At 51.5% G+C, this 14,242-nt stretch carries 9 protein-coding genes; 2 read left to right on the plus strand and 7 right to left on the minus strand.

Annotated features, from left to right (window positions below; all coding sequences use genetic code 11):
• On the plus strand, positions 1-234 hold a 234-nt coding region (locus AB1656_23695), incomplete at its 5' end, for a glycerol-3-phosphate dehydrogenase C-terminal domain-containing protein (protein ID MEW6238399.1).
• Between the two features lie 41 nt (positions 235-275).
• On the opposite strand, the gene AB1656_23700 is transcribed toward AB1656_23695, so the two are convergent.
• From AB1656_23700 to AB1656_23730, 7 genes are all read right to left on the minus strand, one after another.
• Positions 276-1,451, minus strand: a complete 1,176-nt coding sequence (locus AB1656_23700) for an ABC transporter substrate-binding protein (GenBank protein MEW6238400.1) — start codon at positions 1,449-1,451, stop codon at positions 276-278.
• Between the two features lie 116 nt (positions 1,452-1,567).
• On the minus strand, positions 1,568-2,923 hold the full coding sequence (locus tag AB1656_23705; protein MEW6238401.1) for an ABC transporter substrate-binding protein: 1,356 nt from the start codon (positions 2,921-2,923) through the stop codon (positions 1,568-1,570).
• A 13-nt stretch (positions 2,924-2,936) separates the two neighbouring features.
• Positions 2,937-4,106, minus strand: coding sequence for a two-component regulator propeller domain-containing protein (locus AB1656_23710; GenBank protein ID MEW6238402.1), 1,170 nt, complete (start codon positions 4,104-4,106; stop codon positions 2,937-2,939).
• Between the two features lie 14 nt (positions 4,107-4,120).
• On the minus strand, positions 4,121-6,988 hold the full coding sequence (locus tag AB1656_23715) for a multiheme c-type cytochrome (protein MEW6238403.1): 2,868 nt from the start codon (positions 6,986-6,988) through the stop codon (positions 4,121-4,123).
• Positions 6,989-7,004: 16 nt separating this feature from the next.
• A complete protein-coding gene (locus tag AB1656_23720) occupies positions 7,005-8,651 on the minus strand; it encodes a CRTAC1 family protein (protein ID MEW6238404.1) in 1,647 nt (548 codons plus the stop codon).
• On the minus strand, positions 8,645-10,621 hold the full coding sequence (locus AB1656_23725) for a hypothetical protein (GenBank protein MEW6238405.1): 1,977 nt from the start codon (positions 10,619-10,621) through the stop codon (positions 8,645-8,647). The genes AB1656_23720 and AB1656_23725 overlap by 7 nt, the downstream gene beginning before the upstream one ends.
• A 23-nt stretch (positions 10,622-10,644) precedes the next feature.
• Complete coding sequence (locus tag AB1656_23730; protein MEW6238406.1) at positions 10,645-11,775, minus strand: Rid family hydrolase; 1,131 nt, start codon at positions 11,773-11,775, stop codon at positions 10,645-10,647.
• A 387-nt stretch (positions 11,776-12,162) separates the two neighbouring features.
• On the opposite strand from AB1656_23730, the gene AB1656_23735 reads away from it, so the two are divergent.
• Positions 12,163-14,238 (plus strand): hypothetical protein, encoded by a 2,076-nt coding sequence (locus AB1656_23735; GenBank protein MEW6238407.1) that lies wholly within the window; start codon positions 12,163-12,165, stop codon positions 14,236-14,238.
• Positions 14,239-14,242: the final 4 nt, after the last annotated feature.

Consider the following 14,242-nt stretch of genomic DNA (forward strand, 5'->3'; position numbering starts at 1 on the left):
TTCATTTGCGGCGTTCATGTAGTATGGGCGGCGCGCTTTGAAATGGCGCGTACGGTCGACGACGTTCTCGCCCGGCGCACCCGCGCCCTTTTTCTCAATGTCCAAGCCGCCTTAGCGATGGCTCCCGCCGTAGCCCGCCTGCTGGCGGCGGAGTTAGGATTTGACGAATCCCGGCAACAACGTCAGATCGAAACGTTCAAGAAAATAGCTGAAAAATTCACTATCGAACCCTAATGGACATAAAAAAACAGTAACGAGTGACGAGTGACGAGCGATTAGTTTTTCAACAAAGAAACATCCGAGAGCGTCTTCAAAACTGGCCGCCCGGCGGCACCCCCGCCGTTATCCCATAAAATAACGCCTGCGGCGCCCCGATATCCATTCATATCTGCGATGGCATCGCGCAATCCCGACCGGCTGGGACCTGATTTTTGAAAACTTGCCATTAAGAGATTCGCAGCATCGAAGCCATAGGCGGCGCAAGCGTCGGGCGATTCCTTATATTTTGCTCGATACCCATCGGATAAGTTAAGATATTCCTCCGTTGGATTTTGATCGTCGAAAGGATGAATAAGCTTAATCTGGCCAGAATAAACCCCAAGCAGATTTTCCTCGTTAAGACCAGGCATCCACATTAAATAAACAGGACATACGACGTTTTCATTTTTCAAAGCGCATAGCATCGGCGCGAGGCGATCCGGCGTCAGGCGTATGACGATCGCTCCCGGCGAGAATTCTTTCGCCCGCTTGGCGATTTCCGAACCATCGCCATCGGGAGTCAATTGAAAATGGAAGATTGGAGACATCGCCTCTCTTTGCAAAGCCTCCAATAGCGCCTCAGCGGCGATGCGTCCGTCATGGCGAGTGGATGTAATCATGCCGATCCTTTCGATTTTATCTCTCTTGATTCCATCTTTAACCAATATTTCCGCCTGACGGGAATCATTCGGCGGCAAACGGAAAATCCAAGGGATGCGGATATAGGTCAAAGTGGGATCGGAAGAGATAGGCGCGATCAACGGCGCTTTTAATTTGGTTACAATCTGTTCCGCTATGTGAGTTGAATCTCCGTCTATGGAGCCGATGACGGCCCAGACGTTATCTTCGATCAAGAAGCGGATCATCTCTTTGGAACCGGCGCTCCAGGGATTGTCCGACCAGCGCGGGATCAAGCGAAAGGGAACGCCCCCATAACCTCCCCGCCGATTGGCCTGTTCCAACGCCAGCGCCGCGCCCTTCCACAACGATTCGCCAATGGAACCGTCTTGCGTCGGCGCGAAAAAACCAAAACGGATTTCATCCAGCTTGGCTGGATTGTCTTTCTGGCTGTCGACGCCAGTGAATTGCAATGGATCGTCCAGCATTCTTTTATGGGGAATCGGATCGTTTTCCGCCGCCCATAAAACAACGCCGCCCATAAAGAGAAAAACAGCCCCGCATCGCAGGGCCATTAACCATAAATATTGGAAGAAAACTATATAAACCGGTTTCGGGATTTCTTTCTCATAAAATAAACCCCGATTTGGAGCGACGGCCAACCAACGTACTATTATGAGCAACGCCTCCATCATCCTTCGCCAAACAGTTCTTGCCGCGAATGAAACGTAAATACTCCGTTTTTCAAAATCGCCAAGTAGGCGGGAGAGCGGTTGGAAAAGATCGGATCGATCTCTTTTTTCCCTGTCACGCCGTCGAACGTCGTCATCTCAGCCAACTCGTCGCGTATCAACGCCCGGTTAAGACCGCCTTTTTCGATAGCCTGGATCGTCATGTTCATGCCGTCATAACCGTGAGCGGCGTAGGTTTCGGGATTGTCTCCATACCGCTCCTTGAAATCCTTTTGGAATTGTATATGAAGAGAATCTTCGCTTGCGGGATTGTAGGGATAACCCGCGACAACTTTATTCTCCTCTTTGCCGACGATATCGATAAACTCTTTCGTCACCAGGCGGTCGCTGCCCAGGAACCATTGATCCATCCCCATCGACCGCATCTGCTTGAGGATCATCGCCGATTCAACGGCGTCGCCATAGGTAATCACAGCTTCTGGTTTGAGCGCTTTGATTCGTTCGAGTTGCGGCGCGAAATCCTTATCTCCTACTTTATAATTCAGTTCGGCCAAGAAGGGAAATCCCAAACGCGTAGCGCCGTCTCGGAACTCGTCGATGCTGATGCGTCCATAACGGTTGTTGGCGCGCAAGGCAGCGATGCGGGTTACGCCCAGTTTCTTGAAAGCGTAATCGGCGAGCAGGTAGCACATTTGCCGGTCGTCCGTGAGGCAGCGAAAAACCCAGGGAATATTCGTTTCGATAAAAGTGGGATCGGTATCGCCAGTATTCATCATGGGAATTTCGATCTTCAGCGCGACGCGAATGGCGATATGGCTGTTGGCGCCGTCGATGGTGCCGAGGATGGCCCAAACGTTATCTTGATAGGCCAGATTGATGATCTCATTGCCGGAAGCGCCCCAAAGTCCGTTATCGTTTTTGACTACCAATTCGTATGGCGTCTTGCCGCGATAGCCGCCTTTGGCGTTGGCTTGTTCGATGGCCAGCCGCGCGCCTTCGAGCATTTTGATTCCCATCGGTTCTTCATGAGACGCGCCGCCTGTGGCGACGGAAACAGTTTTCATGATAGGACCGATAAAGCCAATCTTCACGGATTTCACATGCTCCGGTTCGGGAAGATGGCGACCATAGCCGCGATATTGCAGAGGTTGAAGAAAAAACCGCCGGTAAGGTTTAGTAAATTTGCCATAAGGAACGAATTCTTGCGGCGTCTTGCCGTAATCGTCCTTCGATTCGTCGACTTGGGGCGGCAATGCCGTTGTATCCATCACCCGTTGAAGGTTCTCTTCGCCTTTCGCCAGAGAAAAAAACATAAGGAACGCCGCAATAGCAAAAATCGCAAAAAACCGTTTCATCGCCATTCCTCCTTTATTTGGATTTCGACGATTCGTTCGGCGAGGATTGATTATTCTTCAAACCAGGCCAATAACCTTTTCCAATTCCCCGCGCTAGGCCATGACCCGTACCAATCCATACGTCGTCTCCCTGAAACTCGACGCAAATCATAAAATGATTGGGTAAAGATAGATTCGTAGTTTCGGCGCGGATTTCCTGGTTGCCAACGAGAACATGCGCCGTCCAGGTTTCCGCGTCTTCACGGTCGCGCCGATAGGTTACCCACGTATCGGAATCGAAATCCGCAATCGTCGCCAATCCCAAATCGGTGCAGCTGTAAGCCGACGTTCCGCTGCGTCCCTTTATGAAATTGATGAAACTGCTGGCTAGTCCGCTGTCGATTTCAGTATACCCCCGCCAATGGCGTCCATCGTAGCGGCTCATTCCAAAATAGGTAGAAACCCAAAGGACGTTGTCGATGTAAGAGGCGGCGGTGGTAATAATGTGGATCAAGCCGTCGTCGCGGTAGAGATCGATCTCCATCTCCCGGTCGGGATCGTGATGGGCGTCCCATTTTTTCGTCTTGACGTCCCATTCCAGAATGCCTCCGCCCCAGACGGCGCAGTAGACTTTATCCTCATGGGCGTCGACGTTGTAACACCAGATTTCATCCATCGGCGCATTTTTTTCCGTGAAGATTTCCCATTCGCCGGTGACGGTGTTGTAGCAGCTCATCCCCGCCGTCGTCGCCGCCCAGAGGTTGTCGTTTTCCATCGATACGCCGTAAACGACATCGTTGACGAGGCCGCTGTTCAGCTGGTGGAAATGATCGAAGCGTCCGCCGCTGAAGCGAGCTACGCCGCCGCCGAACAAGGCCAGCCATACGTCGCCCGTCTTTTTGCTTACGGTAATGCCGGTGATGACTCTCCAAGGCAGGCCGTCTTTTTCCGTCCAGCGCTTCCAAATTCCTTTTTCATATAGGGCAAGTCCGTTTTCCGTACCCACCCAAAGGCGATCGCCATCGGCTTTGAGCGAAAAGATATGGTCGTTGGGCAAGCCATTTTCTTCCGCGTAGAAAGTTTCCCACTCTTTATAGATAAATGGTTCGCCCGCCAATTGGGGAAGTTCGGCTTTCTTCTCTTCGCTCCATCCCAGCGAGAAACCGATGGACAATGCGATAAAGATCCATGCCATACGCTTCATCGTTATTCTCCATATTACAATGTTTTTAAATATTCGATTAAATCCTTCAACTGATCCTTGGTCATATCGTTGGTCACGCCATGCTCGTCGTAGGGATTGAATCGAGTCCAAATTTCTTCCAACGTTTCCGCCCGTCCATCGTGCAGGAAAGGCGCCGATTCGTAGATATTATTCAACTGGGGCACATCGAACTTATCGTTCGTATCCAACCATGATTTCGATCCAACGACTTCCACGTTGCGATTCGTAAAAAAGGGAGCGGGATGGCAGGTTACGCAACGTTTCTTGACGGGAATTTCCTCGCCGCCGTTTGTGCGATCGCGTTCGAAAAGAAGTTTTCCGTTCCATTGCGCCGGGGTTAATTCCGAACCGGCGCGGTAACGGTTTGGGGGAAGAGGAATCGTGCAGATATAACGATCGAGCGCATTGGCTTGTTCCAACGTAAAGGGATCGCTGCGCGTAAAAAATACGGCCAACCGGGGGCCGCATTGGCGCCGCAAGCTGGGATTGGTTCCTTCCCACTTGAAAGGCGCGGTATCCAGAATGCCGCGCAAAGTGCGGTTATCGACGGGATTGAAGCCGACGCCGTCCGGTTCGATGTCGTAAGTGATGCCGTCGATGCCGCCGTCGGGATGGCAGGAATGGCAGGAAAACTGCCGATTGAGCGTAATTTCTGCGCTATGGAATATTCGTTCTCCTTCGCGTTCGATAGTGATTTCCTGCGGTCCGCCAAGAGATATCGTTTTGACGCGTTCCTGTTTCGCAATATCAATAACGGACACAGCGTCGTCCAATCCATCCGCTACATAGACGAATTTTCCATCGGGAGAAACCGCCATGCCTCGAGGACTGCGGCCTACGGAAATTCTTTTCAAGACGTATTCGACGCTTACGCCAAGATTGTTGGGAAGTTTGGTTCGCCGGTATTCGGGATCGGCGCCGTCGAGAAGCGCTTTCATCTTTTCGATGTCGATTACAGCCACGGCGTTGATGCCGCCCCCGGTTACATAAGCGTATTTCCCATCCGGCGCGAATACGACGTCGGTGGGATCGGCGAAATAACCGTCGATTTCGTCCAATAACAACTGATCGACCCGCCCGTCCTTCCAGAGAACGCCGAAGCCGTTATTCATCACCCATCCTTGAATAACGCGGGTCATCGGAACGAGATTCTTGGTGCGTATCAAGGTAACGAGCGCAAATTCCCCATCCGGCGATACGTCGACGCCCTGAACCATGTTGGCTTCGGGAATCACAATCCGGTTTTCAACGAAGCCCGTACCGGAATTGATGACAGTAACCTCAGAGCGACAGGGTGTGCGGAAAGGAATGAAATGGGACAGATTGTTGGTTAAGTAAAACCGCTTTCCATCCGGCGAGCGGGCGATTCCCCAAGCGCCCCGCCCGGCGGAGAGGCGCTTCGCTTCCGCGCCCCGGCGCAAATCCACAACGGAAACGTCATAGGACCCGGCGTTAGCGACGTAGAGATAATGGCCATCCCCATCGGTCATCAGCTCATGGGGTTCGTCGCCGACGGAAATGTGGAATAACACCCCCAAAGTGGCGGCGTCAATGACGGAAACCGTATCCGAACCGCGATTGCTGACGTAAAGAAATTTTTCGTCCCGAGAAAGAGCGATATCGTGCGGCTGATCCTGGACTTCAAATTCGGAGACGATCTCGCTCGTTTCCGGATCCAAGACGATGACGCTGTCGGAGGCTTCGCAAGCGACGTATAACCGTTTGCCGTCGCGGCTGAATTCCAAGTTGAAAGGAGTTTTATATTTTCCAATAAACGCCGCCTTTCTTTCCGGCGGTTTGCCGTGTTCGATCTTCTTCCACATAGCGTCGAAGTCGAACGGCTTTCCATCGATTTCTTTGGGATGGCATTTCAAGCAGGTCTCGCGATCGGCTTTCTGCAATCCGGCCTGACGAGCGGCGATGGGATCGTTCATCACCGCTTCGGGAATATACTCGCTGCCGGGGCCGTGGCAGCTTTCGCACTGGACTCCCTGGCCTATATCGAAAGACTCCATAAATCTTCCCGCCGGTTCGCCGCCGCCGGTGGAATGGCATTTCAGACATTCCGCCGCTTCCTGGGGATTGCTTTCGATTCCCTTGTTTCTGGCAATCTCTTCCGCCTTCGTAGTTCCCAGAATCGCGTAGGCGTTGGCATGGGAAGAGAGGCGCCATTTGCTGAAGGGATACCCTTTCTCTTCTCCACGATGGCATTTGGCGCAAACCATGACGCCGACGTATGTTGGTCCGGGCAAAGGTTCGATGGAAGGAGTCTTTATTTTGATCTCGCCGCCTCTGCCGGAATGATCGATTTCGCAAAGCGCTTGCTTGAAATCGAATTTCTTAACCTTAATGACGGCGGTGTGGGAGCCTTTTTCCTTATGGCATACTAAACAGGTGGTTTCATTACTGGCGTTATCGTCCGGCATTCGCAATCCGGCTTTCATAGCTTGCTCTTTATTCGCCATGACGTTTTCTTCCGAATAGGCGCTGCCGGGGCCGTGGCACATCTCGCATTGTACGCCGTCTTCAATATAAAATTTTTCGTCGCGCTGCCATGCCTCCGTCTGGGAAGCCGTAGCGTGACAGCCGAGACAGATGGGGCTATCGAATGGATCGACGGCGATTCCGGAAAGCTTGGCGATTTCTTTGGCTTCGGGCATCGCCAGCGCGGCGTAGGCGCGGGAATGAGCGGAGAGACGCCAGGGATTGAACTGGTTGCGCTTGCCCATGATGTTATTATGGCATTGGCGGCAAGCCGTTTCTCCCACATAGTACCTTTCCAGCGGTTCGGCGGACTCGACGCTCGCCGTCCCGGCGGAGACGATCGCGGCGAGTAGAATAAGGGCGAATAGTCGTCCCATCGTGCGCAACTCCCCTCTACGAACCGGATTCGGATGGTTCCTTCACAGTCAACACTTGATCGGCGGCTATGTTTTCCAAGACTTGGACGGCGCCGCTGGGCCAACGCAATTCAATGCGCTCGGCGCGATCCACCGTTCCCAAGCCGAAATGGGCGCGGTAATCGCTTTGCGAAAGATAGCCAGAACTGCTGGCGATATCCCGCGTCTGCGTTTTGCCCCCCGCGGTGAGACGGATGCGCGTCCCAATGCCGTCGCGGTTGCTCTGAGTTCCTACAGTATGAATCTTCAACCAATGGCCGCGGTTGCCGCCGTCGTTGTGTAATAAGCGAGGCCGGGCATTCAAGTTCAGGATCAATATATCCAGATCGCCGTCGTCGTCGTAATCGCCCACCGCCGATCCCCGGCTGACGAATTTGTCCTGAAAATCCTTGCCGCATTGGGCGGATATATCTCGAAACCGCTTCCCTTCGATATTTTTAAACAACAAATCCTCTTCCGGTTCCAAATGGTGGCTATCGCCGTTGCTTATGAAGATGTCGATATAACCGTCATTATCGTAATCGAAAAAATTTCCCGACCAGCTCGTGTATTGTCCCACAACAGCCGCGATGCCCAATTGAGCGCTTTTATCCTCGAATAAACCTTGGCCAGTATTTATATATAGACAACAAAAACTCATATCGGGAACGAAAAGGTCGATGAGTCCATCTAGGTTAATATCCCCAAATTCCGGCCCCATCGCGGAAGTGGCCTCGCCGTTTTGGCCGAAACCCGTCGCCGTCATCAACGCAATGTCGGTAAAGGTTCCATCGCCGTTATTCTGGTAAAGATAATTCTCCATGGCGTCGTTGGCGACGAAGATATCCTGGTCTCCGTCATTGTCGATATCGCAGGCGGAGACGCCCATCGCCCGCCCTTCCGGATTGTAAACGCCCGCTTTTTTCGTTACGTCTTCAAAGGTCCCGTCTCCCCGGTTGTGGTAAAGAGTATCGGGTTGGCCTTTATAAGCCAAAGGGCCGGGAAACGCATCGGCGGGGTAATAATATTTGTATTCGGGATCGTAGGCGACGTAATGGCCTACATAAAGATCGAGAAAGCCGTCCTTGTCGTAATCCAAAAAAACGCAGCCGATTCCCCATAGGTCGCTTTGATCGCTTTCAAGCCCCGCCTCCTTTGTATAATCAACGAAAGTTCCATCGCCGTTATTCCGGTAAAAAACGTTGCGCCCATAATTGGTAACCATAAGATCGGCGTCGCCGTCGTTGTCGTAATCGGCCGTCAGGCAGGCCATGCCGTAGTTCTTATCGCCGATGCCCGCTTCTTCCGTCGCGTCGGTAAAGGTTCCATCGCCGTTGTTGCGGTAAAGGGCGTTGGATAGTTTTCCCTCCATTATGCGCCCTTTCACATGGCTGACGCCTTTGAGATAAGCCCCATTCATCAGATAGATATCCAGATCGCCGTCGCCATCGTAATCGAAAAAAGCGCATCCGGCGCCGGTGCCTTCGATGATATTGCTCATCTCATCGTCGCCGATACTGTGAACGAAATGAATTCCCGCCTTTTCGGTCGCATCCGCAAGTTGGGGAACGGCTTCTTCGCTGAAGCCGTTTCTATTGGCTAACGCCATCAATAATAACAGGCAAGGAAGGATGATTCTCACCACATTTCACCCCCTTCAAGTTTTTCGTTCTGAGTTTTGGCGTACTCCTGAGAATACGTCCGGCTGTCCCAGGCAGCGCCCATATCAGTCCATTCGACAAACAATCTGCGTTCGAGCTCCTCAAGCGGTTTCTCCGTCGGCATCAGTTTGGGAAGAGGGGAATATTTTATCGCTTCGGACGAATTCGTTTCCATGCGTTTACCGAAAAGATGCCAAATTAAGGGACTTTCGCGGGCAGAACCCGGTTTCACGTAATATTCATCCTTACGATCATCGATAGCGGAAAGAAGAGCAATATAAGCTTGGCTGTACGAATCGCCGCCGCGTTCGACAAGTTGACGAACATCGAGATTCGGCGGCGCTCCGCCGGACGAGTGACATGACGCCGTGGAGCATTTAGCTTCTACGATTGGAGCGATGTCATGTTTAAAATCCACCGTCCGCCGCCGCGCAGGAGGAAGAAGCAACTCCACTGCTGGCTTAATTACAGCATCCGCTAAGCGATTGGGTGGGGAAAGTTCGAGATCCTCGTGACAGCCCGTGCACCCCCGCGATTCTCGCGGCATTACCCACGTCCAGGAGCGCTGAGAGATGAACGCCATGCCGTTCTCATCCAACGCCTGGAAAGCGATAGGCGTCCGGGCGGGAACTTGAATATGAAACGAACCGTCCGCTTCAATAGGAATATCCCCTAAAATTCTTTGCAGACTTAAACTAGGAATGGAAAAATCATCAGCGTCTTTCTCCGAAAAATCGCAAAGGGGATATCCCGGCAGTCCCTCAACAAACGGCAATCCTTCAATCACCCGCAAACGCTTGATTGCGCCTGGCTTGATATCCCGCAATTCGGGCCGGTCGCTGGCGTAGGCGTTCAAACAATAAAAAACGCCCACGGTTCGCTTCTCGTCGACGACGGTAGCGCGCCCTTTTACCCGCGCATGAGGCGCGAGGAATTGCGCATCGATGCAATGCCAACCCGGCTCGGATGCTATGGGTTGGAGCAGATCGCCAAAGCGATAGATAGCGTAACTGGAATCCAGCGAATTGGCTCGGTGCGATACATACAATAATTGTTCGCCATGATCGCCAGATAGAGGGCAAGGGGAATGATAGAATCCATCACCCGCTGCGGCGAGAACTTCATGAGTATGCAAAGGACGGCGCAGGGAGACGCAAGCCAAATCGCCCCCGCCCAGCCAGGAGTTGCGGTTCGATTCGATGAAATAGACGCGCCCGCTGGGGGAAAAGCGCGCCATTTCTTTGAATAAAGGCGGTTCGCCGCCGCCATAAAACAAAAGTTGATCCGTCCCGTCGTTGCTGATTTCCAATAAGGACAAACGTCCCAACGGCGTATTGGGCGATCCGTCATTTTTCCAGCTGGTATACGCCACCCGGCCATTGGGCAGCACTTCGGGGTCGAAATCGGAATTTAAATTGAAAGTAATGCGCTGAGCGTTTCCGCCGTCCATATCGCAAACATAAAGCGAATAGGCGGAACCCAAACCGTTTTCATTGCGCCAGCCGTGATCGGCGCTGACGAATACGATGCGGTCGGCGGGCGCCGGATCGTTCAGGTGGAAGAGAGCGCCTACATAAAGGGGAGAGACGCAATCGCGCAGTCCTGTGGGCAATAGGCGTTTATTGGAGCCGTCGCGATCCATGCGCCATAGGCTCCAAGAATCATCCTTACTCTTTTTCCCGGCGAATAGAATCGTCTCGCCGTCGAAGGAAACGGCAGGGTCTTTGGCGGAAACAAATTCCGGCGTTAGAATCGCGAGATCGGATCGATCGGGAAGCAGCGCGGCGATGCGGCATCCATCGACATACCGGTCGGAAGGAACGAAATAAGGACGCCCCGCCGGTTCGGCGGAAGCGGGGATTTGAACGAAAACGATTCCCGGCGCTGCTAACGCGCCTTCAGTACATTCCCCAATGATTAAGAAAACCATCCACCCCAACAAATAACCAACCATTCTACAAACGCCCATAAATGTCCCTAGCGCGCCGGGAGTACGGCGCTGGCATCGATTTCAAACAACAATTCCTCGCGGCAAACGTCAGCCGCCATGCAGACGGCTTGTTCCACCTTATAGCCCATACGTTCGGCTACGCGGTAAAACGCATCGATATCTTCCGTCCGCTTCACGAAAACGGTTGCTTGGCAAATATCGCCGAGACCCGCCCCGGCGGAAGCGAGCAACGCTTCCACATTCTCCATTGTGCGAACGACCTGGCGCTCGGCGTCTCCGGCGTAAAGGCTTACCCCTCTTTCATCGATAGAAGCGGTGCCGGATACAAAGAGGCATTTCGATTCCGCTAAGGAAACCGACAATCCCCGCGAGAAAGCCGATCCATAATCAGGCGCTTCGTTTTGCTTGGGATTAATCATCCGTTTTACTTGGAATGGACGTCTTTCCAACGGCTTCATCGCCAATAAATCGAGCGTACAGCGCGCGCCGCGCGGATTTTTGCCTTCGATGCCGGTGCTGGCGGGAATGATGCCGGTAACTTGGCCGTTGAACAATCCAATATTGTGATAAATCGTATTGCGGGCTTTATTGAAATCGTTATACCATCCCAAGATGTCGTCCAAATAAAACCAAGTGCGCTTCACATCGGTAAACGACCAATTCGACTCCCTAAGAATTTCATTGGTCAGACGGATGGTTTCGCAAGTTTCTACCGAACGGTCGGCGGGAAGCGCATCGATCAAACGTCCTACATCGGAAAGAAAAATATGCTGCGCTTCGCTTCCTTGATAATAACGTCCGCAGATTTTATCGCCGCGCCGCAATAAGCGCGTTGAATTGCCATCCGCTGGGGAAACGGCGATGGCGTGCAGCCCCGCCCAGAACATCGGCGGAATGGGCTTCCCTTCCACAAAGGTTGCAGGGGACAAAACGGATTCGCCGAGTGGCTCCATGACGGAAGCGCGAAGTGAACGGATGCGTTCGGCGTCAGCTAGGGAAGCATATACGCGTTCCTGCAAAAGAACGGATCGATGGCTTTGAAGATAATCGGCCAATTCGCCGTAAGCCTGTTCGACGGAGCGGTCAAACGCCTCGCCAGGTTTGGGCGTAATCGTCAGAAATTGCAAGTCCCCAATTTTGTCGGATACATAAAACATAAGATGCCTCGCCGCAAAAATCGATTATATCCCCATTCCCAATTCATTCCATAGTTCGATTCAATCGAATCGTCATTCTGGCTCACCCGGTTTCGTTGCATCCCCCAAATCCAACTTCCTAGAAAAAGAAAAAGTCCCCTTTCCCTTATGCTGGACGTTTCGCAACTTTCTCGAACGCCATACTACCAAGTTCCAAGCAAATCCTCAAGACCTTCTTAGTTCAATCCGTAAATCTGTTATCCGTACTTTTTTTTCTTTATTGAATCAATTAAATGACTGTATTTTTATCATTTTTACTTTAATTAGATTTAATTTATTGACGAAAATCTGAATTTAAGATTTACTATGTATTAATTACAATCATCGATTCGGAAAGGCTGCAATGATATGAGCATATTACGCTTCAATAGATTTTTGGGTAGAGTCCTATCCTTCGCTTTATGGGCAACGATTTTCGGCGCAACCGTTCAAGATATCTATTCCCAAACAAATTCAACGCTTTTGCGTCCTATGTCGGAAACGCCTACATCAACGCCAATGCCGAAAGAAACGCCAACGGAGACGCCGACGCCATTCTCTACGCCCATTTCAGTACCCGCGTCCTCATTCCTCGTCCCCAATATCCAAGGAAAATTCATTACGTTTTGCAATAATGAATCTAGCCTGAGGATGGCCATCGATCCTTGTACGGGAGAATTGTTTATTCACGAAGAAGTTAGCACTATTAAACATCTTATCTATGGACCCATCGATCCTAGTCATCCGCCTATCGATACGCAAAGCGCTCCAATCTACGCCGAATTGCCACGGGTATCTCCATCCAACTCCTATAGCGTTCGCGGCATGATCATGATGCCAACGGGAGATCTTTTTCTATATACCAATCGTTTAGAGGCGAATTTCCTAATTTCTAAAAATAATTCCATTACGAGTCTATCTATTTCTCCTCAGTTGCCGGATGGGCGGGAATTCTTCGTGTTTCAGGATCTTTATATTGTGAAAGAAGGCGACGTTATCCCCGGAACCCGACCAGGAAGATTGATCGGTTTAGTTTTTTTTCGAGAAACGAATGAATCCGACGTAACAAAAAATCTTTACACGTTCTACATTATCGATCTTGAAATCGCAGGAGAAGAAATGCGCGCAAATGTTCTTGCTTCTTATGAGATATACGACGGGTATCCAGAATCCTTTTGTATCGGCTCGGATCGGCGGCTTTATATTATCATAAGGGGGAATGCGGATAGCTCGTTGTTTTTTGAAGGAGTTGAAAGATATCCTATTATCTTTCGTTTAGAAGCGGACGCTTCGTTTACGCAAGTGTATGAAGAGCCGCCTCAATTCGGGTCTCCTGCCTGCTTGACATTCTGGCCGAAGGACGGCGCTTTTTATTTCTTCTTGGCTAATCATCCATACGTTAGATTGCGTTTGCGCAGGGTGCATCCATTGGAAGGCATCCCCATTACAATCTTTGAGTCGGAATGGTATAACGAACCATCGTGGCATTACAACACTTCCCTATCTTCTATAGACGGCGAATATCTTTACATCTTCGATAAAGATCAGAAGGGCGGGAATAAAAAATTTATCAAAGAACTCTCGTTAACATCCCCTTTCCCCGCATTGACGATCGATCCCGACGCGATGCAGGCGCATCCTTTCCCCACGGCATTGCCCCAAGGCCCCACACTTACGCCTACCTTCACTCGCACCCCTACCGCGACGCCTACTTTTACGTCTACGCCTTCTATGACGCCGACTCCAACACTTTACATACCAACTCCCACGCCGACTCCGATTCGCGCTTGGTTCGTTCTGGACGGATACGGCGGCATCCACTCGACGAATCCCAACGTGAAGCCTCCTCTCCTGCCTTATTTCGCCCCTTTTAACATTGTCCGAGATATTGAACCGGATCCGCTGGGCCGGGGCTGGTATATGCTGGATGGTTTCGGAGGCATTCATACATCTTCTCCCGATCTACCCAAACCGGCGGAATTGCCCTATTTCGGTTTCGACATCGCCCGCAACCTGGAAATTGCGCTTATGGAGGAGGGATTGCAATTCTACTTGCTGGACGGCTACGGCGTCGTCCATACCACGGACAAGCATTTCGATTACGGTGGATTGCCTTGGCTGAGCATCGATAGTGCTCGCGACCTGGAACCGGACCCGAACGGAAACGGATGGCTGATGTTGGATAGTTTTGGATATATTTATTCAAGCCAAAGAGGAGGATACGATCTGCCGTTGTTAATCCCTTGGTTCTGGGACCCTAAAATCCGGGCTTTCGTCCGTTTTCCCGATGAAACGACGGTTGTCACCGATGGCTATGGGGGACGATACACGAATCCTTATCACCCCGCTATGGATTTACTCAACGGCTTGCCGCCGAATTTCTATTTCTCCGGCTTCGACATCATCTGGGACATCGAGGTTGTTCCCTATCAAGAACCGCAATGAGCAA

The organism is Candidatus Omnitrophota bacterium (genome assembly GCA_040755155.1).
GTDB lineage: Bacteria > Hinthialibacterota > Hinthialibacteria > Hinthialibacterales > Hinthialibacteraceae > JBFMBP01.